The 20526-nt window shown below is 35.9% G+C and carries 22 protein-coding genes and 2 riboswitches; of the genes, 10 read left to right on the top strand and 12 right to left on the bottom strand.

Annotated features, from left to right (window positions below; genetic code table 11):
- Positions 1-177 precede the first annotated feature (177 nt).
- The 5 genes from BM211_RS00515 to BM211_RS00535 all read right to left on the bottom strand — a co-directional run bounded on the left by BM211_RS00515 (position 178) and on the right by BM211_RS00535 (position 4672).
- Positions 178-747 (bottom strand): 1,2-dihydroxy-3-keto-5-methylthiopentene dioxygenase, encoded by a 570-nt coding sequence (locus tag BM211_RS00515; RefSeq protein WP_090994595.1) that lies wholly within the window; start codon positions 745-747, stop codon positions 178-180.
- Complete coding sequence (locus BM211_RS00520) at positions 725-1363, bottom strand: methylthioribulose 1-phosphate dehydratase (RefSeq protein ID WP_035429311.1); 639 nt, start codon at positions 1361-1363, stop codon at positions 725-727. The genes BM211_RS00515 and BM211_RS00520 overlap by 23 nt, the downstream gene beginning before the upstream one ends.
- A complete protein-coding gene (locus tag BM211_RS00525; protein ID WP_035429309.1) occupies positions 1360-2019 on the bottom strand; it encodes a 2-hydroxy-3-keto-5-methylthiopentenyl-1-phosphate phosphatase in 660 nt (219 codons plus the stop codon). The genes BM211_RS00520 and BM211_RS00525 overlap by 4 nt, the downstream gene beginning before the upstream one ends.
- Positions 2016-3260, bottom strand: coding sequence for a 2,3-diketo-5-methylthiopentyl-1-phosphate enolase (gene mtnW, locus BM211_RS00530; RefSeq protein ID WP_090994597.1), 1245 nt, complete (start codon positions 3258-3260; stop codon positions 2016-2018). The genes BM211_RS00525 and mtnW overlap by 4 nt, the downstream gene beginning before the upstream one ends.
- A 63-nt stretch (positions 3261-3323) precedes the next feature.
- Positions 3324-3430: riboswitch (SAM riboswitch) on the bottom strand.
- A 51-nt stretch (positions 3431-3481) separates the two neighbouring features.
- Positions 3482-4672 carry a pyridoxal phosphate-dependent aminotransferase gene (locus tag BM211_RS00535; RefSeq protein ID WP_090994599.1) on the bottom strand — a complete coding sequence of 397 codons (1191 nt, stop codon included), beginning with the start codon at positions 4670-4672 and terminating at the stop codon, positions 3482-3484.
- Between the two features lie 103 nt (positions 4673-4775).
- Between BM211_RS00535 and BM211_RS00540 the strand changes: the two genes are divergently transcribed.
- A complete protein-coding gene (locus BM211_RS00540; RefSeq protein WP_090994601.1) occupies positions 4776-5567 on the top strand; it encodes a carbon-nitrogen family hydrolase in 792 nt (263 codons plus the stop codon).
- A 61-nt stretch (positions 5568-5628) separates the two neighbouring features.
- A riboswitch (SAM riboswitch) is annotated at positions 5629-5774 on the top strand.
- Positions 5775-5969: 195 nt separating this feature from the next.
- Positions 5970-6131: a YvrJ family protein gene (locus BM211_RS00545; protein WP_035429302.1), complete on the top strand. Its 162-nt coding sequence runs from the start codon at positions 5970-5972 to the stop codon at positions 6129-6131.
- Positions 6132-6402: 271 nt separating this feature from the next.
- Here BM211_RS00545 and BM211_RS00550 read toward each other — a convergent pair whose 3' ends face one another.
- From BM211_RS00550 to BM211_RS00570, 4 genes are all read right to left on the bottom strand, one after another.
- A complete protein-coding gene (locus BM211_RS00550) occupies positions 6403-7179 on the bottom strand; it encodes a 3-hydroxybutyrate dehydrogenase (RefSeq protein WP_035429300.1) in 777 nt (258 codons plus the stop codon).
- Positions 7180-7577: 398 nt separating this feature from the next.
- Positions 7578-8195: an ImmA/IrrE family metallo-endopeptidase gene (locus tag BM211_RS00560; protein ID WP_035429296.1), complete on the bottom strand. Its 618-nt coding sequence runs from the start codon at positions 8193-8195 to the stop codon at positions 7578-7580.
- Positions 8196-8249: 54 nt separating this feature from the next.
- Positions 8250-8543 carry a hypothetical protein gene (locus tag BM211_RS00565; protein WP_035429295.1) on the bottom strand — a complete coding sequence of 98 codons (294 nt, stop codon included), beginning with the start codon at positions 8541-8543 and terminating at the stop codon, positions 8250-8252.
- A 39-nt stretch (positions 8544-8582) separates the two neighbouring features.
- Positions 8583-8969 carry a hypothetical protein gene (locus BM211_RS00570; protein ID WP_090994603.1) on the bottom strand — a complete coding sequence of 129 codons (387 nt, stop codon included), beginning with the start codon at positions 8967-8969 and terminating at the stop codon, positions 8583-8585.
- 640 nt (positions 8970-9609) lie between these two features.
- On the opposite strand from BM211_RS00570, the gene BM211_RS00580 reads away from it, so the two are divergent.
- The 6 genes from BM211_RS00580 to BM211_RS00605 all read left to right on the top strand — a co-directional run bounded on the left by BM211_RS00580 (position 9610) and on the right by BM211_RS00605 (position 13806).
- Positions 9610-9903, top strand: a complete 294-nt coding sequence (locus BM211_RS00580) for a DUF3928 family protein (RefSeq protein ID WP_035429291.1) — start codon at positions 9610-9612, stop codon at positions 9901-9903.
- Between the two features lie 123 nt (positions 9904-10026).
- Positions 10027-10476: an NUDIX hydrolase gene (locus tag BM211_RS00585; RefSeq protein WP_035429289.1), complete on the top strand. Its 450-nt coding sequence runs from the start codon at positions 10027-10029 to the stop codon at positions 10474-10476.
- 132 nt (positions 10477-10608) lie between these two features.
- A complete protein-coding gene (locus BM211_RS00590) occupies positions 10609-11784 on the top strand; it encodes an acetyl-CoA C-acetyltransferase (protein WP_090994607.1) in 1176 nt (391 codons plus the stop codon).
- 159 nt (positions 11785-11943) lie between these two features.
- Positions 11944-12690: a hypothetical protein gene (locus tag BM211_RS00595; protein WP_371261846.1), complete on the top strand. Its 747-nt coding sequence runs from the start codon at positions 11944-11946 to the stop codon at positions 12688-12690.
- Positions 12691-12869: 179 nt separating this feature from the next.
- On the top strand, positions 12870-13379 hold the full coding sequence (locus BM211_RS00600) for a GNAT family N-acetyltransferase (RefSeq protein ID WP_035429284.1): 510 nt from the start codon (positions 12870-12872) through the stop codon (positions 13377-13379).
- 85 nt (positions 13380-13464) lie between these two features.
- Positions 13465-13806, top strand: a complete 342-nt coding sequence (locus tag BM211_RS00605) for a hypothetical protein (RefSeq protein ID WP_035429282.1) — start codon at positions 13465-13467, stop codon at positions 13804-13806.
- A gap of 34 nt (positions 13807-13840) precedes the next feature.
- Here the strand turns inward: BM211_RS00605 and BM211_RS00610 are convergent, their stop codons facing one another.
- Complete coding sequence (locus tag BM211_RS00610; protein WP_035429281.1) at positions 13841-14263, bottom strand: DUF3997 domain-containing protein; 423 nt, start codon at positions 14261-14263, stop codon at positions 13841-13843.
- Positions 14264-14403: 140 nt separating this feature from the next.
- On the opposite strand from BM211_RS00610, the gene BM211_RS00615 reads away from it, so the two are divergent.
- Positions 14404-14859, top strand: coding sequence for an RDD family protein (locus BM211_RS00615; protein WP_035429279.1), 456 nt, complete (start codon positions 14404-14406; stop codon positions 14857-14859).
- A gap of 540 nt (positions 14860-15399) precedes the next feature.
- Here the strand turns inward: BM211_RS00615 and BM211_RS00620 are convergent.
- Positions 15400-16500 carry an ABC transporter ATP-binding protein gene (locus BM211_RS00620; protein ID WP_035429278.1) on the bottom strand — a complete coding sequence of 367 codons (1101 nt, stop codon included), beginning with the start codon at positions 16498-16500 and terminating at the stop codon, positions 15400-15402.
- A gap of 299 nt (positions 16501-16799) precedes the next feature.
- Here BM211_RS00620 and BM211_RS00625 point away from each other — a divergent pair, with 299 nt between their 5' ends.
- The gene (locus BM211_RS00625) at positions 16800-18476 is read left to right on the top strand and encodes a glycoside hydrolase family 13 protein (protein WP_090994611.1); all 1677 of its coding nucleotides are present in this window, start codon (positions 16800-16802) and stop codon (positions 18474-18476) included.
- A 79-nt stretch (positions 18477-18555) separates the two neighbouring features.
- On the opposite strand, the gene BM211_RS00630 is transcribed toward BM211_RS00625, so the two are convergent.
- Positions 18556-20316, bottom strand: a complete 1761-nt coding sequence (locus tag BM211_RS00630) for an alpha-glycosidase (protein ID WP_090994613.1) — start codon at positions 20314-20316, stop codon at positions 18556-18558.
- Positions 20317-20526 lie beyond the last annotated feature (210 nt).

The following is a 20526-nucleotide window of genomic DNA, read 5'->3' on the forward strand; positions in this document are numbered from 1 at the left end:
AATCCTGTCCATAGGAGGAAATATATGTAGAGTGAATAAAGGGAAGGAAAAGGGGAACCAATCCCCTTTATTCAACATGCTACCTTAATAAAGTGAAACTTCCATCAGTGGGGGGGGTCATTCCCCACTGGTGGTTAGTTGAACCAATCGGGCTTTTACGGACAGTTAGACTCCCACCTATCTTCTTTGCTTCTCTCCCAATCTTGAGGTGGGAGTCTTACTGTCCGTTAATGCGGGATAAATAGGAACCCAACCTTCAGTTGTTACAAAAATACGAATTGCGACAACTTGACGATCATTTTGAAGAGAAAAATAATGTCTCGTGTTTTCAGGAACCGAAATTAAATCTCCAGGTTCAAGTTCAACGTCGAAGAATGGACCATTTTTTCCTTGGATGGTAAAAATGCCATGCCCGCTGACGATAAAGCGAACTTCATCATCAGTATGATGGTGTTCTTGTCTAAAGTTTACTAATAATTCTTCTAGATTAGGTGAGGCACTAGAAAGTGAAATAATATCGCTCGCTTGATAGCCGCGGCGCTTAGAAATATCCGTAACTTCTGGTGCAAACACTTCTAAAATTTCATTCTTATTTTCAACAGTTAATGCATAGTTTTCATATAAATGACCAGGAAGTTTTGTAATATCCCATTTTTCATACAAAACACCTTCATTTTTTAAGAACTGCTGTACTTCTATTTCATTTTCAATACGTGTGTTAATTTCATGAATACGTATTTGCGCCATGTTGAACATCTCCTTTAATTGATAAAAGTTTAATATGGAACTGAAATAGAAATTCGTATGCTTCTAATCTTTTTTTTGTATCAAACCCATCTTTTCCCCATACGGTAATGCCGTGATTGCGAATTAAAACAGCACCTGCATCTTCATGAATATGCTTGCGGAATTCTTCACCTAAAGTTGGAATATGTGCATAATTTTCGATAATTGGAATTCGAATAGAGGCTCCTTCTTCCCAAATATTGAGCGCTTTAATAATTTCTTGATTACGGAGTACAACTTCTTGATCGTATACGTTCGTAATGACATTATTATCAGTCGTATGAATGTGTAAGACACACGCAGCATTTGTAAGGTTATAAATGTAGGTGTGCAGCAGTGTTTCGGCAGAAGGGCGTAAATCAGTTTCTAAAACAGGCTTGCTGTTTTGATCAACTAACAAAAAGTCGTCCGGCGTTGTTTTTGTTTTATCTCTTCCGCTTGCTGTAACGAGAAAGGTAAGAGGATTATCACTCACTTTTATTGAAATATTACCGCTTGTTGCTGGGAACCAATTCCGATCAGTTAATTCTTTTTTTAGTTCACTCAGTTCTTGCCACTGACGAAAGAGCTGCCTCACTTTATCACTCCTAACAATTTTTCCACTTCGTTTTGTATATCATGAAATGTTTCAAATGGTACATAAGGAATATGATGTTCTATACATTTAGTAATCAAAAAGTCACGAGCAAATACTTTGTCAGCAAGTTTTGCTGCTTGCAAATCTGTAATAGAATCACCGATTACAATATTAAAACCGCTTTGTGAACTTAAATTGCGAATAAGCGTTGATTTACAGAGACCACATTTATTTTCACAATGCTCATCGCACGAATGCGGCCAATTTACTTGAATTGTGTCGTTGGAAAAATCAGTTGTATTACAGTAAATTTGTTCAAAATCAACTAGTCCTTCGAGAAGAGGATAAACAAAAAAGTCCATTCCTCCTGATATGATATAAAGTGAGATATTATTTTGTCGTAAAAAATGTACAAATTCTGTAAAGCCAGTACGAATGACGGCGGTTTCTTTTATATAGGCTGTAATTTTATTTTGTAAACTTGAAGGCAATAGAGAAAAAAGCATTCCTACGCCTTCTTGAATAGATAGCTCTTGTGATAAAATTTGCTGTTTAATAGCTTCTGCCTCTGGTGGTGCAAATTTTTGTATAATGGCAACAATGTTATCATTATTTGTAATTGTGCCATCGAAGTCACAAAAAATTTGAATGCTCATGCTTTCACCTCTTTAGTAGGATTGCCCCAGAGACGCAAAGCAGCTTGTAAATAAGAATCATCAACCTCATGAAGCGGCGTGTTGGTTAAAGCTGCATCGATAGCAGCTCGAAATGCTTTTCCACCCCCCTGTGCACCGGATGGATGGCCGTGAATACCGCCGCCAGCATTAATGACACATTGCTCACCGAAGTCACGAATCAGTAGTGGGACAAGTCCTGGATGAATACCAGCAGATGGAACCGGAAAGCTACGCTTAAATGGTTCATTTTCATCTGTAAGCGCTTTGGCTAAATGAAGTGCTTCTTCTTGTTGTAAAGCGACATTTCCATAAGGTGATGGAAATAGTGAGAAATCTGCACCAGCATAGCGAAGGAGCTTGCCGAGTAATAAAGAAGAAGATACCCCATATAATTTAGATGTTATGTAAGTTCCACTTACTGCTGGATGTGCCATAATTGGGATAGAAATATTATTATCTTCCGCTAGGGCTTGCAACACATCAAGTCCATATGCGAATACGTTGAAAAGTAAAAGGTCAGCCCCGGCATCAACGGCTTGTTTTGCTTTTTCTTTTAAATCATAAGTCCGTCCTGAAAGATTAACAGCATATAACATTTTATGACCGTATGTTTCATAAACAGATTGCAATACTTCTTTCCCAGCGTGAATGCGTTCTGATAACGGTGTTAACGGATTATCAAATAAAATCTCATCATCTTTTACAATGTCAACGCCGCCGTTCGCTTGATCGCGGAGCTGTGTTTTTAAATAACCGATATTCCGGCCGATCATTCCTTTGAAAATACTCATGAGCAGGGGGCGATTGTGAACATTCAAATTGTTTCGTATTTTATCAATACCAAATTTAGGACCAGGGAAGCTCTTTTTAATCTCATCAGAAAATGTTAAATCAATTAATTTTATTTCTCCGTCCAAAGATAATTTTCCGAAAACAGTTGTAAAAATTGCTGGTAAGTCGGTTGTGAAGTTAGCGGATGGATAATGAATTTTAATAAATCCGCGTGTTACTTTTTTATTAAGGTATATGTTTGTATTTTCATCAGTTTCTAATTTTTCTACGCTAACGACTGAGCCTTTATGTCGTCTTAATTGTTCTTGTAATAAGTGTGGTAAATGTGTCCACGAACCAACTGTTAAACCGAGAGCAATTTGCTCTGCTTTTTTGATTAAATTATGAGAATCATCGTGAATGAAGTAAGTTGCTGTTATTCCGCTCATTTTCATAACCTCCTAGTTGAATAAAAAAACCTCTCAGCTAAGGAGAGGTTTTTTACAACCAGCTCCTTATCTGTCAGCATAACGCTGCGAGAATTAGCACCGTGCCTACATAAAGTAGATCGGTTGCCGGGTTTCATCGGGCTCGTCCCTCCACCAGCTCTTGATAAGAAGTATTTGGAAATGTTTAAAATTTTTGATAACTGAATTTTGACAGAGAATTTTTACGTTGTCAATTGTTTTTTGAAAATTTTTAATTTAGCGATTCTATGAATTGCTTCTTGAAGGCGTTCCTCTGAATGTAATAAACCGACGCGAATATAACCTTCCCCGTGTTTGCCGAAGCCGATGCCTGGAGCGACAGCAACGTGCGCTTGTTTTAATAGTACATCAGCAAATTCCTCTGACGTATACCCATTTGGAACAGGGAGCCAGGCAAAGAAAGAACCTTTTGGTGAAGTGACATTCCAGCCGATAGAACGACAAGCAGTAATGAAAGCATTTCTTCGAGATTCATAGCGTTCTACGAGTTCATCGACACAAGTTTGCGGGCTTAATAATGCTTCGCGAGCAGCTTCTTGTACAGCACCAAAAATACTAACATACATATGATCTTGTAATAAGTTAATCGTTTCAATAACACTTTCATTTCCGGCGGCAAATGCAATGCGCCAACCTGCCATATTATACGTTTTGGACAACGTATATATTTCAATGCCAACATTTTTTGCTCCATCAGTTTGTAAGAAACTAGTTGGTTTTTTAGCGTCAAAACCAATCGCTCCATACGCAAAATCATGACAGACTAAAATGTCATGTTTATTTGCAAACGATACAGTATCCTCAAAGAACTTTGGTGTTGCAACAGCTCCGGTTGGATTGTTCGGATAGTTTAAAAACATTAATTTTGCCTTTTCAACCGCTTGTGCATCAATCTTTGTGTAATCAGGTAAAAATTGATTTTCTGATAATAGTGGCATTGTAGCAATCTTTGTTTTTGCTAAGGCTATCCCTGATAAATAATCTGGATAACCTGGATCAGGAACGAGGATTGTATCACCTGGATTCGTAAAACAAAGTGGTAACTCAACTAAGCCAGCTTTTCCACCAAATAGAATAGCTACTTCTGTTTTGGGATTTAATTGTACACCGTACTCACGCTCATAAAAGGTAGCGACAGCCTCTTTTAAACTATCATGTCCTCGAAATGGCGGGTATTTATGATGAATAGGGTGCTTTGCTGCATGTTGTAATGCTATTACGATGTGATCTGGTGTTGGTTGATCAGGATTTCCTTGTCCTAAGTTAATAACATCATGACCAGCTTGCATTACTCCATTTACTTTGGCGACAAGGGAGGCAAAAAATTGTGTTGGTAATGATGTTAATATCTCGGAAGGTTGAAAATGTTTCATACTTTCCACCTCTTTTGAAAGTTGTTACAATTATAGTGACAAATGATATAGTCTTTCCAACTTTTTGTAAAGAAAAAAATAAAAAGGAAGAAGGAAGAGAGTAATGAAAATTGCTTGTGTACAAATGAATATCACTTTTGGCGATGTTGAAAAAAATATAGAACATGCTGAAAAAAAAATAAGCGAAGCGATAAAGGAAAATCCAGATGTTATTGTATTACCAGAGTTATGGACAACAGGTTATGATTTAGAGCGCCTTCCTGAAATTGCGGATTTAGATGGGAATTATACGAAATGTTTATTATCAAAGTGGAGTAAGCAAAACGACGTAAATATTGTCGGTGGTTCAATCGCTAAACAAACGGAGAATGGTGTTACAAATACGATGTATGTTAGTGATCGAAATGGAAACATTGTAGCTGAATATAGTAAAGTGCATTTGTTTCAACTGATGGATGAGCATAAATACTTAATTGCTGGAAATGAAACGGGGCATTTTCTACTGGAGGATATACCATGCGCAGGAACAATTTGCTATGATATTCGTTTTCCAGAATGGATGCGCGTTCATACCGCGCACGGGGCAACTGTATTATTTGTTGTAGCAGAGTGGCCGCTTGTTCGTTTAGCACATTGGCGGTTATTGCTTCAGGCAAGAGCGATTGAAAATCAATGTTTTGTTGTGGCATGCAATCGTGCTGGGAGTGACCCTAATAATGTATTTGCAGGACATTCTCTTATTATTGATCCTTGGGGAGAAATTGTTACTGAAGCTGATGAAACAGAAACAATTTTGTTTGCAACATTAGATACAAACAAAATCTCAGAAGTGCGAAAGGGGATTCCTGTTTTTTTTGATCGACGTCCAGAATTGTACGCGCAAAAAAAAAGTTGACAAGCCAATTTTATTCTTGATATAGTCAGAACTGAAAATGGAAAATTCGGACAACTATATACTCTTATCAAGAGCAGGTGGAGGGATTTGGCCCGATGAAACCCAGCAACCGACCGTAATACCATTGTGAAATGGGGCGCATAATTGGCGCCTAGTAAGGAACGGTGCTAATTCCAACAGAAAGAGAGACTTTCTGATAGATAAGAGGGGAGAAGTGAATCTTCAAACCTCTTTCGTTGTAGAAAGGGGTTTTCTTATGATGAAAAGCCCTAATATATTAGGGGGGAAACAAAGTGGGATACAAGTAGTTAACAGAAAAAACAGCTGAAATGATTTAGTTTGTTTTTAGTTACCACTTTTTTGTCTCTTCACTTATTTATAATAAGAAGGGAGGAGACAACGATGGAGGAATGGATATCAGTTATTGGCAATGTCGGCTTTCCGATTGTTGTTACACTATACTTACTTCATAGAATTGAAAGTAAGTTAGATAGCGTTATTGTTGCGATTGAGAAGTTACCAAAGCAAATGCAAGGATATGAATCTCCAAAGGAAAATATGTAACGGAAACGGATTGTGCGGAAGAGGCACAATCCGTTTTTGGGTTGGTGAATATATCCAAATTTAAAGAACAACATAAAAACCTCTTTCTTTTTGGGGAGGACAAGAGCATCTGGCCGTGTGTAGAAGCGGTCAGGGCCTATTTTTGCCACATGTGAGATTTCAAACAAAGGGAGGAAGCGAATACAGGTACATATTTTGGTCTGCATAGCGGCGACTTATATATCGGAAAATTAAAGTTGATTTATAGAGAAAGAAAATAGTTTGTTGAATTTTACTGCGCTGTATAACCACCATCAATGACAACAGCTTGTCCTGTAATTCCTTTTGCTTTTTCGCTTGCCAAAAATAAGGCGTAGTTTGAAATTTCTTCTGTATGTAATAATCGTTGTTGTGGTACAAGTGGGTAAATGACTTCTTCTAGTACATGTTCAAGCGGTACGTTTCTTGTTGTAGCTAAATCTTGAAGTTGATTACGAACAAGCGGGGTATCAACATAGCCTGGACAAAGTGCATTTACGGTAATACCGTACTCAGCGCCCTCTAATGCAGCGACTTTTGTAAGCCCAATTACTCCATGCTTGGCGCTATTATATGCAGATTTGCCTGCAAAGCCAACGAGACCATTAATAGAAGCAATGTTCATGATGCGACCGTATCGTTGTTTTTTCATAATAGGAAATGTATGTTTTATTGCAATAAACGGTGCAATTTGCATGATTTTAATCAACATTTCAAACTTTTCGGTTGGGAAATCTTCAATTGGAGAAACGTATTGCATACCTGCATTATTAACTAATACATCAAGTGAACCAAATCGTGTAACAGTTTCAGCGATAGCTCGTTCAATCTCACGTTCTACTGTTACATCACATTGCATTCCAAATACTTTATATCCTTCGTTTTGTAATTGTTGCACTGCCTCTTGTACTCGGTTCTCTAACCGATCCGTAATCATTACAGTTGCACCTTCTTTCGCAAAGGCTTTTCCTATTTCATATCCAATTCCGCTTGCTGCACCTGTTAAAAATACAACGCGATTTTTAAACATGTTTTATTCCATCTCCTCTATGAATATAGTTAGCTCTATTGCTCTATTTATAGAAGCGAAGTAGGAAATCCTGCAAGTTTCTAGAGAAGGGGGAAAAGTTTTTAGTTAATACGAAGGTGTATTTATTAACAAAAGGAATAAAAGAAGTTATAAAACCTTTTAGAGTAGAAGAAAGAAATGATTTATATAAATTCATGGTGATTTTTCAACATATAAGTCGCTGCTTTGCAGAATACAACATGGCCGCTACTTGTTTTCTTGTTTTGTTTTCATCCTTGCATGTGGTAGGAAAAGGCCCTGACCGTTTCTATGCGTGGCCAGATGCTCTCGTCCTTCTAAAAAGAAAAGAGTTTTTATATCGGCTCTTTGACTTGTATATATAGAAGTAATTATAATAGTTACTCTTTTTCTATACGCAATAAAGGACTTTGTAAAGATAATTCTCTTTGTGTATTCGTTAATAAGGAATCTATTTTTGATTTATGAGGGGGAGGAATGATGTAATGCATAAGGTTTGTAGGAGAAGGATGGTGCTCGGAACCATTTGGACACTCGGGATCTGCAATTGTAAGCTTGTCCTGTACACGTCGCGTGAATAAAATGTGGCCAAGTTCGTGTGCAAGTGTGTACATGTTCTGCGAAGCTGATGCGGCATTTGTTAATACAATATAACCTTTAATTTGTGTGTGAACGGCTAAAGAATAGGCGCAAGCGATAATGGAGTTTTCTTGAAAATAATTACTGCCGATATAACAAATATAAATATCACATTGCGGTGCATGATCCCTGCATTCAGCAAATAAAGAAGTCAACTTCGGTTGTGATTTTAACGAAGATACGTAACTAATTTCACCATCATAAAAACGATATGGCTCATCTAGTACATTGACATTCTCAATTTTAAATAGGATAGGATGCCAAATATATTCAGCAATTGCAATGTCTTTAGCAATACGTTCATCATCAATATGAGATCCGGGAGTAATGCAAATACATATGTTAACGTAAGGACACATAGGAAACACCTCAAATATAATGAACTTTTTTATCTGGATAAAGAGGAAATGTACTTAACGATTGAAAAAAGGGGGGATATATGTTTTTAATGTATTTAAATTGTTTTTTTGTCGAACAAAGTAAGGAGAACATTCTTTATTTGATAAGAACTGCGGAAGTATATGATCCTCTTTATTTAATAAGCTATTAAAATTTGTTATCATATGTGTGAACTGTTCATCAGTAATCATACCGCTCGTATGCCAATAACACATCATTGCACAAGCAATGGAACTTGTATCGACGGTGACGTTCACATTAACATTAGAATTTCCGCTATTTGAAATATTAGAGCTATTTCGCCGCATGGTCAATCCTCCTTACAAAAATAGGCTACTTTTAGTAGCCTATTCATCTAAATTGTTTTTGTTTTGGCTTTGGTTACTCTGCTGGGGTTGGGTAGCATTATTTAATGCATTTGTTAAGAATGGAAGCAGGGCTGCTAATAGTTGGTTTGTAACATCTGTGTTCGATTGCCCTTGTGTAGGCCTCTGTGTCTGAGTCTGTTCTTGTTCTACATCATTAGACTGACTATTAGAAGAAGCTGTTTCAGAATCTATATCAGAGTCTACGTTTAAATTTACGTGAGAATTTCCACTATCTGAAATTTGAGCAACGTTGTGATTGTGTGTATGTTCTTTTGGTATTGGGTCTTGGGAATCGGGCTGTTTATAATTATTATTATTATCATTACATTGGAGTTTCTTTCGGCTGCAACCGTGAAAATAATACAAGAGAATCCTCTCCTTTAATAGCTACATAAAATGTCTATAGGATACTTTATGTAAAAAGAGAAAAAGTGTATGGACAAATGAACTATCATTTTGTGTTGTTTTTATCCCGCTATTCGCGGGCGGTAATACTCCCGCCTCAAAATTCAGCGGAAGCATTGTCCAGCTTTAGCGGCTAGAATCTTCGGTCGTTTCGCCCCCTCGGACGAGGCAAAAAGCTCCTCTCCGCCCTGTGCGTGGGCGTCCTGCGATTCTGAGCGAGCCGCTTCCGCTTTTCTTAAGAAGTTAGGCGGGAGATAAACTGCCCGTAAAAGCCCGATTGGTGAGGGCTGATAATCAGTGGGGGGTGAAGAAAACCCCATTGATTAAAGTTTCGCTTTATCCTGTTATAACGTGAGTTAATAATAATTTATTATATTTACATGAATGTGTGAAAAGTTTTAATACAAAAATAGGTGTATTTGTATTAGCGGTTGTATTTCAGATAAAAGATTTGTTCATTTTATCTGAAACTTGAGGATGCGGCTTTACTATTCGTAAATTGCAGAATAAGAAATGATGAAAAGAAGTCAGAAAATAGTCAAACTTCGACATATTTATATACCTATTTTTTGTTATAGTAAAAAGAAAAGGGGGAAAAAACATGTATACACTTAAAATTGTTTCAGATCGTGAAGCTATTTATCAATTTGCGAGTTATGCTCAAGTGGTACAAGGGGTAGAAAATGTATGTGTGGAAGTGCAGGAATCGTTGTATGAGAACCCGCTTATGAAGTTTTATGTTCATATCACTATCAAAGAAGGGTATGAACAAGGAAAAGTATTGCGGGAAATTGCACGTTTAGTAGGGTTAGGACGTTTTACATATGTTCATTACCAGGATGAAGAAATTGAAAAAGCATTTGAGGACGTAAAATACGAAAGTCATATAGGCTAGATAATAAGCAGGGAAGAGGCTAATGTGAGTTAGCCTCTTTTTATGCATCTAAATATTTTATATGTATCAAACAAATAAAGAATTTTGCTATTATAGGAGAGAAAAAGAAAGGAGAGTTACATAATGGGGTATATACAGGAACTAAGGAAATTAATTGGAACAAAACCACTAATAATAGTAGGATCGGCAATTATTGTTTTAAATGAAAAGAATGAAGTGTTATTACAACTTCGATCTGATACATATGATTGGGGATTACCAGGGGGAGCGATGGAATTAGGTGAAACAATTGAAGAGACCGCAGAAAGAGAATTAAGAGAAGAAACAGGGTTACAAACAGATTCCTTACAGTTTCTCGGCGTGCTCTCTGGTCAAGATTTATATTATCGTTTTCCGCATGGAGACGAAATTTATAATGTAATCAATGTATTTCAGGCGCATCGTGTAAGCGGTGAAATACATTGTGATGAAGAAGGATTGGATATACGATATTTTCCAATTGATAAATTGCCAAAATTGAATACAACGACAGAAAAAATCTTTCAAAAATTTTTATTAGCGCTGACAGAATAGGGGCGATTATCTTTTTATTTTATTGAGTATTTTGATTTTTTGATTTATTCGTAATATAATAGACATAGATATTCATCTTATGGTATTCCATCCGAAGTTTACTAGGATACATAAGAGAGGAGAAAGTACACGATGCGTAATGTAGTCGTAACAGCGGCAGTTCGTTCGCCAATTGGAACGTTTGGAGGAGCCTTCAAAAGTGTAAAACCAACTGAACTTATAGTTCCTGTATTGCAGGAAGTTGTAAAAAGAGGCGGTGTGTCGCCCCATGAAGTAGATGAAGTGATTTTAGGTCACTGTATTCAGCGAACAGATGAGGCAAATACAGCAAGAACAGCAGCTCTTATGGCGGGATTTCCCGATACGGTTACTGGCTATACAATTCAGCGTCAATGTGCTTCAGGTATGCAGGCGCTAATTTCAGCAGCAATGCAAATTCAATTAGGTGTAAGTGATGTTGTTGTTGCAGGAGGAGTAGAAGCGATGAGCTCTAGTCCGTATGTATTAAAAGAAAACCGCTGGGGACAACGACTACAACATGGAGAAATTCGTGATATGGTATGGGAAGTGTTAGAAGATCCAATCCATCATTTTATGATGGGAGAAACTGCAGAAAATCTTGCCGAGCAATATGAAATTTCTCGCGAAGAACAAGATGAAGTAGCGTTGTTAAGCCATCAACGTGCTCTTCATGCAATCGAAGCGGGCTATTTTGATGAGCAAATTGTTCCGATTACGAAAAAGGAACGGAGAAAAGAGATTGTCATTTCTAAAGATGAACATCCTCGTGCAGATATTACGGCAGAAAAACTTTCGGGTTTAAAAGCAGCTTTTCGCAAAGGTGGAACAGTAACTGCAGGAAACGCATCGGGTATTAATGACGGAAGTGCAGCGTTAGTCTTAATGAGTGAAGAAAAAGCAAAAGAAAAAGGGCTTCAAGCATTAGCAAGAATTGTTGGATACTCTGTAGCGGGTGTTGATCCGAAATTTATGGGGATAGGGCCAGTGCCAGCAATTCAAAAAGGACTGCAAAATGTAAATTGGTCAGTAAATGATGCAGATTTATTTGAAATTAATGAAGCATTTGCTGCACAATATTTAGCGGTAGAGAAAGAATTAGGTTTAAATCGTGAAAAAGTAAATGTAAACGGCAGTGGAATTGGTCTTGGTCATCCAATTGGGTGTACAGGAGCACGGATTACAGTAAGCTTAATTCATGAATTAAGAAGACGGGGATTAGAAAAAGGAATTGCTTCTCTTTGCGTCGGCGGCGGTATGGGAGTAGCGTTATTTATAGAAGCATTATAATAAACAAAACCAGCTAGTAGATACACTAGCTGGTTTTGTTTATGAACGGAATAGATGATGGAGCAGTCTTTCGTAAACTTCAAAAAAAGAGCTTCTAAATATATATAGTATAATAGTACATGAAATGATAGTTTCATAGTATATAGTGACAGGAGAAAGATGATGAAAATCAGGAATGTATTTTATATTTTATGCAGCATTCTTATAATTTTAAGTGGGTGTGCAAAGCAAGAAAAAGTGAAGCAACCGAAGAAACAGGCTATTCCTGAGACAAATGAATATGGCGGTTTACAACTAACAAAAGTAGGGCAAGAGATTAAGCAAAAAAACTGGGGAACTTTAAAATTAGAACAAATAAAACATGTAAATGAAACATTTAAAGTTGGAACGATGAAAATCTATGTAGAAAATATCAGAGTGATTACATTATCAAATATGAAAACCGACACAAAAGAGACGCTAAAAATGTATACAAAATTAACTCCAGAAGAAGTACAACGTCGCTTAAATGAGACATTGGAGCAAACGGAAGCAGAATTGTATGCATCATTAAGTGGACAGGATATCGATGCTGCTGCTAAATATATTGAAATTACATATAAGGTTGAAAATGCAAGTGACAAAGAGATGCAGTTTTTTTCTATGAATAATGTAACTGTAAATGAAACGCAATCATTTCATGTACCAACGAAAAACTTTTTATATGCAGAAGATACGCTTATTGGTACAAGAAGTGTATCGAGAGAGGATTATAGTTCTGGTGAAAAAAGGGATGGCTTAATTGGGCTTGTACTAAGTGATCCTAATGAAAAAGTAAAAAAAGTTTCTTTTACAACAGATGTATTGGCGGCAGGAGACACACATGAAAAAATAGCAGAACCACAAACATTTACCATTTCATTATAATAGTGAAATGGTTTTTCGTTGTTATATAAGTTAAAAAGGGTGTAAAGACCATTTTTTGGGGGAGAACGATTATAGGTTATGTTGTATCGCTACAAAGTATCGACCTAAATGTCGTAGAGGAGATATGTCGTTTTATAGAGAATTTATATTTATATAGTAATTTGCAGGGAGATGAAAAAATGTATATTGTCAAAGCGAATGTAAATGATGCAACAGAACTCGCGCGTGTTCATGTTGATAGTTGGAGAGAGACATATGAAGGGATTATGCCAAAAGAAGTGCTAGATAAAAAATCATATAAGAAGCGAGAAGGATTATGGAGAAAAATATTACAGGAACAGCATTCACATGTTTATGTTGCTAAAACAGTTGACGGAAAAATAATCGGTTTTGCAGATGGAGGGAAAGAAAGAACAGGTAGTTATGGATATGACGGAGAGTTATATGCGATATATATTTTAAAAGAATACCAGCGAAATCAGCTCGGGAAAAGATTGCTAAAAGCGGTAGCAGTGGATTTATATGAAAATGGCTGCTATTCTATGCTTGTTTGGGTAGTGGCAAGTAATCCTTCTAAATATTTTTATGAAGCATTACAAGGCTCTTTTGTAGACAAGAAACAAATTGAAGAATTACACGTAGAAGAAACTGCATACGGCTGGAAAGATATAAAAACTCTTCTTAAGTAGTACAACCCCCCGCTCGTTTTATCGCTTCTTGAATATAATGAAGTGAATAGAGTGAAAGGGGAGACAATCCGTGAGGGGATTCACGGTGTTAATCGGAGTTATGTTAGCGGTTTGTTTTCAAATAGGCTTATTATATATGTTACAACGAATCGTGCAATTATCACTTATTCATCTTTTATATGAAATTGTATGTATAGGAGTACTATTTGGGATAGGGATGAGTATTGCACATTATTTTTATAAATACAAAATTTATATATTTATATTGATGTTTGTTTTTTTCTATGGCTATGGATATTATAACGGTGAGAGTGTTCAAGTCACTTTGCAATTGCATATTGGATTGATTCAACGGGCATTCATATTATTATTTTGTATTATGTTTGGAACTATTGTGTATGGAATGTTGTTTTACAAAGAAAATTAATGAGAAAAAGGTCAAATGACACATTTGGCCTTTTTTAAGATTTTTGTTTTTTATAGTAAGTTTTCACGTTCTGTAATTGTTCTGAGATACGAAATTCGTGTTTTTGTTCTTCAAATTGTTTTTTTGTATAGGGACCAAATCGGCGGTTGTTTTTTAAATCAATAATCCAATAATTTTCTATCGCTTGATTGGTAATTGAGGCGTCAGGGTTGTTAGGGTCATCTGTTTGGTCTATTTGTTTAGCTAAAATATAAGCGTCGTTCCAAGCAATTTCTACAATTTTTGCTGGAATATATTGAGAAGCATACAAGGCGTCTGATTTTGGAAAAAGCTCTAGAGCGTCACTAGTAACAGCAATAAGCTCATATTCATCACCAATACTGTAATGAGAGTGCTTAGAATCTGTTGAACAACTAGCTAAAAGTATGAAAGAGCAGAAGATGATGAATCGTTTCAATATGAGCTCCTCCTTCCGAAATATGATTGATACATATTGTACAGGAAAAGATAGTAAAACACCAATTTATGCGTTGTTTACAACTGTTTTTAGACATGATAGGATGAAACATAAAGGATAGAAAAAGGAGTCGACACAACATGAAGCTGAAAATACATCGTCCGACGATCGTTATGAATCGCATAGGGGCTGCAATTATCGATATGTTTTTCATTTCTGTTCTGTACGGTGCTATAGTCGCGATCACAACAGGAAACTATAAGGCGATTTTGAATCGTTTTAATGTAAGTTTAGGAGATATTCGTTATGATCTTGGACTAGTATGTTTATTAATGGCACTTTATTTTATTGTTCTACCATTTATTTGGAATGGATATACACCAGGGAAAAAATTTACACGTACAAAACTTGTAGCACTTACAAATGAAAAGTTAACGCTTGGAATATTAACAATGAGGTTTATTGTATTATTAATACCAAATATTTTATTTCTTGGAATTCCAATAATATGTAATATATACATGATGCTGTTTAGAAGTGATAATAGCGGGTATCATGATCTTATAGTAAAAACTAGAGTTATAAGCATTGTATAAAGTGAAACTTTAATCAGTGGGGGTTTTCTTCATTCCCCACTGATTATCAACCCTTACCAATCGGGCTTTTACGAACAGTTTATCTCCCACCTAACATTCTAGCCACTGGAACTGAACACTGCTTTCACTGAATTTTGAGGTGGGAGTATTACTGCCCACGAATAGCGGGATAAAGAAAGAGGGATCGTTTTAATAAAAAATTTCATCGAGTATAAATTTTTACAAAATTCGATAAATTTAATTGATATAATAGAATTTATATAGGACAGGCATCTCCTATATAGTACCCTCCATATTAATGGCGCGTCACGGAAAGGCGCGCTTTTTTTAATTGGAATGAAAATTTTTAAAATGATATATTTATAAATGAAGGGTACTAATTTTACATTTGGGGAAATTCTTATATTTGTCGGTCTAAGAAATGATGTTAACAGATTTACCGACTTCTGGTGTTATAGGAACAAAGCAACAACCATTTCATACAGCAGAGGTAATATTATAATGGAAAACCGTCCATGAATATGGACGGTTTCTTTGTATTTAGCGAATGCGATTTTCGGTTTTTACATCAAAGAAGTGCGCTTTGTTCATATCAAATGCAAGCTGGATTTGATCACCGTTTGTAAACGTATGTCTCGCATCGACACGTGCTACAAAATCTTGATTTCCAAGTTTCATATATAAAATGGATTCCGCACCTAATAGTTCAGCAACTTCAATTTTTGTTGTAAATGTTGTATCTTGTGAAGCTTCTAAAAATAAGAGTTCATCATGAATATCTTCTGGACGTATTCCTAAAATAATTTCTTGGTTAATGTAGCCTTGTTCGCTCAGTAGTTTCATTTTTCCTTCAGATACTTTAATTTTAACTTTATTGTCTACTACAAAGTGACTTTCTGTTAACTGACCACGTAAGAAGTTCATCGCAGGAGAACCAATAAATCCGCCAACGAAAATATTTTCAGGTGTTTCGTATACTTCTTTTGGTGTTCCAATCTGCTGTATTTTCCCATCTTTCATAACAACAAGGCGCGATGCCATTGTCATAGCCTCTGTTTGGTCATGTGTTACATAAATAGTTGTTGTTCCAAGTCTTTGGTGCAGCTTAGAAATTTCTGAACGCATTGTTACTCGTAATTTTGCATCAAGGTTTGATAATGGCTCGTCCATTAAGAAGACTTTTGCATCACGAACAATGGCACGTCCTAATGCAACACGTTGCCGCTGTCCTCCTGATAATGCTTTTGGTTTTCGGTTTAAATAATCTTCAAGCCCTAAAATACGGGCTGCATCTTTCACGCGGCGATCAATTTCGTCTTTTGATATTTTACGAAGCTTTAAGCCAAATGCCATGTTATCATAAACACTCATATGCGGATAGAGTGCATAGTTTTGAAAGACCATTGCAATGTCGCGATCTTTCGGAGGAACGTCATTCATTAACTTGCCATCAATTGAAAATTCACCTTTTGAAATATCTTCTAAACCAGCAACCATCCGTAATGTTGTGGATTTCCCGCATCCAGATGGACCAACGAATACGATAAACTCTTTATCTTGTATGTGTAAATTGAAGTCTGTTACTGCTGTTACATCATTATCATATATTTTGTAAATGTTTTCTAATTTTAGTTCTGCCATTGATTTTTCCCCCCAGCAAAAATGTGAAAACGTTTTCTTTCGTTTTATTATAAATGAGTGCATAAAAAAAATAAATAAAAAAATTAAAACGTTTGCATATTTTTTAAAAGTACGGTTTAAATATTGTGTTCTTATTAATTAAATACTGCGTTCTTATTATTGGTAGAACGCTGGTTTTACAACTGTTTGATCATAGTAAAGAGTGTAAGTTTGTTTTCATTTTGTCTATAATCTGTTATTATTCACTCATGAAAACGTTTGCGCTATTTTGTGAATAAATAATGAGATGGGGGATTATGATGGAGAAACAATGGTGGAGAGAAAGTGTTGTATATCAAATTTATCCGCGTAGCTTTATGGATAGTAATGGTGATGGAATTGGTGATCTTCGCGGAATTATTTCAAAGCTTGATTATTTACAAGAACTAGGTATAGATGTAATTTGGTTGTCGCCAGTTTACGAATCTCCAAACGATGATAATGGTTATGATATTAGCGATTATCGTAAGATTATGGATGAATTTGGGACGATGAATGATTGGGATAAATTGTTAAGTGAAATGCATAAACGTAATATGAAATTAATGATGGATTTAGTAGTTAATCATACTTCAGATGAACATCATTGGTTTGTTGAATCTCGGAAGTCAAAAGATAATCCTTTTAGAGATTACTATATTTGGCGTAAAGGAAAAGATGGAAAAGAGCCCAATAACTGGGGAGCTGCTTTTAGTGGGTCGGCTTGGCAATATGATGAAACGACAGATGAATATTATTTACATTTATTTTCAAAAAAGCAACCGGATCTAAACTGGGATAATGAGAATGTACGTAAAGAGATTTATGAGATGATGAAATTTTGGCTTGATAAGGGAATTGATGGTTTCCGTATGGATGTTATTAATTTTATTTCAAAAACAGAGGGGCTCCCAGCTGTTGATGTTGAAACGGAAGGGTATGTATCTGGACATCAATACTTTATGAATGGACCTAATATTCATCCATATTTACATGAAATGAATCAAGAAGTGCTATCTAAATATGACATTATGACAGTTGGTGAGATGCCAGGTGCAACAACGGAAGAAGCTAAACTTTATACAGCTGAAGAGCGTCAGGAATTGCAGATGGTATTTCAATTTGAACATATGGATTTAGATTCTGGAGAAAATGGTAAATGGGATGTGATACCATGTTCGCTCCTTACGTTAAAGCAGAATTTAACAAAGTGGCAAAAAGCATTGGAGCATACAGGATGGAATAGTTTGTATTGGAATAATCATGATCAGCCGCGTGTTGTATCTCGTTTTGGTAACGATAAATTGTATCGTATTCCATCAGCGAAAATGTTAGCGACGGTACTTCATATGATGAAAGGAACTCCTTATATTTATCAAGGTGAAGAGATTGGGATGACAAATGTCCAATTTGATTCAATTGAGGATTACCGTGATATTGAAACCTTGAATATGTACCGTGAAAAAGTAATGGAACGTGGTGAAAATCATGAAATAGTAATGCAATCTATTTATACAAAAGGACGCGATAATGCTCGGACGCCGATGCAATGGGAAGACAGTGAACATGCTGGATTTACAACCGGAAAGCCGTGGCTAAAAGTAAATCCTAATTATAAAGATATCAATGCATGGCAGGCATTACATGACCCAAATTCTATTTTCTATTACTACAAGAAATTGATTGAACTTCGTAAAAATCATGAGATTATTGTATATGGTACATATGACTTAATTCTAGAAGATCATCCATCGATTTTTGCTTATTTGAGAACATGGAAAAATGAGAAATTACTTGTTATTGCAAACTTTAATGAGGAATCATGTGTTTTTGCGTTGCCAACAGAGATCACATATAGTAGTTCAGAGTTATTAATACACAATTATGATGTTCAGAGTGAATTGATTAGAAATATTGCTTTACAGCCTTATGAAACGAGGGTGTATAAACTGAAATGAGAAGATAGAAGTTATAGAATATAACACATCTCAAACAAATAGCGAAAAAGCCTTGTTTTTTATACAAGGCTTTTCTTATTTACCATGTCAAAATTGAAAATCCGTACGGTGGAAGTGTAATTTGCAGTGAGTTTGTTTCTGCAGAAAACTCTTCTTTTGTATATAAGTTGGTAATCTTTTTACCAGCGATATCATAAGGGATAGGAGCTGTAACTTTCTGATTTGTTGGATTTAAAACAAAAAAGATTGTTTTCTTCTTGTATGTTTTTATATAAGAAATATAGTTGTGCTTGTCGTTTGCTTCAATCCATTGAAATGAACCGTGTCCACTAAAGGCTTTATATTGCTTACGTAGTGAATTTAATGTTTGTATATGTTGGAATAATTCTTTATCTTGTTTATCCTCTTCCCAAATCATACATTTTCGGCAGCCTGGATCCATGCCGCCCTCCATTCCGATTTCGTCACCGTAATAAATACATGGCGAACCGATAAAGGAAAGTTGGAATACATAAAGTAATTTCACTTTTTCTTTATTACCGTTGCAGGTCGTTAAAATTCGCGGTGTATCGTGGCTATCTAATAGATGAAAAGCAGCTTCGTTTACATTCATGGAATATGAATGCAAAGATGCTGTGATTTGTTCCATAAATTCACTAGCCTTAATTGTTTCGTGTGCAAAATAAGAAAGAAGAGCATTTGTAACAGGGTAACTCATAACAGCGTCAAATTGATCCCCCTGTAACCACGGCAATGCATCATGCCAAATTTCTCCTAAAATATATACTTCAGGGTTAATTGCTTTTATTTCACTGCGGAATTCTCTCCAAAAGCTATGGTCAATTTCATTTGCAACATCAAGTCGCCAACCGTCTATGTGAAACTCTCGAACCCAATAGCGCCCTACTTCTAGTAAGTATTCTTTTACATCTGGATGAGCAGTATTTAGTTTCGGCATATCGGGTGTAAAAGCGAATGTATCATAATTAGGCATAGGTTCAGCTTTAATCGGAAATTCATGAATATGAAACCAATCTTTATAAGGAGAGCATTCTTCTTTTTCAAGAACATCTTGAAATTTATCAAAAAAGTATCCGCTATGATTAAACACGGCATCTAGCATAATTTTAATACCCCGTTGATGACATGCTTCTACCAGTTTTTGAAATGTTTCTTTCGTTCCAAATTGCGGATCGATTTCCATATAGTCAATTGTATCGTATTTATGATTCGAATGTGCCGCAAAGATTGGAGTGAAATAAATTCCGGAAATACCGAGTGCCACAAGATAATCAAGATGCTGCATAATACCAGCAAAATCTCCACCAAAAAAATTTGTCGGAGTGGGCTCTGCGCTGCCCCAAGGAAGAGTGTTCGTTGGATTACATGTATCATCTCCGTTCGCAAAACGTTCCGGGAAAATTTGATACCACACTGTATCTTTTATCCATGAAGGAGCTGTAAAAACATCCTTTTCATGAATAAATGGGAAGCAAAAGTAATGGCCGACGTCATCGGTAGGTGCTTCAGAGAAAAATCCTCTTTCTGTATAAACGATAGTTTCCGTCTTATTTTGTAGTTCGAATCCATATCGTAAGCGCTTAAATTTCGGGTCAATTGACACAAACCAATAATCGAATAAATGCGTCGAACCACTCTTTTTCATTGTCATTTTCGCTGTGAGCCACTTCTTATTCTGCCATTCATATGGGTCCCCATAAATGAGGGAAACTACATCTACATCGTCTTTTTTTGTACGTAGTCGAATATGAAGTGTTTTTTCATTGTAAGCGTATGCAAAATTATCTTTTGGTCTATGGTATATTGCTTCTTTTAACATGTGAAAAATCCCCCTTAACTATTAAAGAAAATAACTATATACTGCACACGATTGCTTTTTATATAACTTTAATATTGTTTATAAGAGTAGTACTCATTTTATATAAAGTCAATGACAATAGAGAATGATTACGTAAATTTTTTGAAAAATAATATTGCAAAATCTATAAAAGAATGTATAATGAAAAACAAATAGCGCAAACGTTTTCAT

This window comes from Bacillus sp. 491mf, from assembly GCF_900112415.1.
Taxonomy (GTDB): Bacteria; Bacillota; Bacilli; order Bacillales; family Bacillaceae_G; genus Bacillus_A.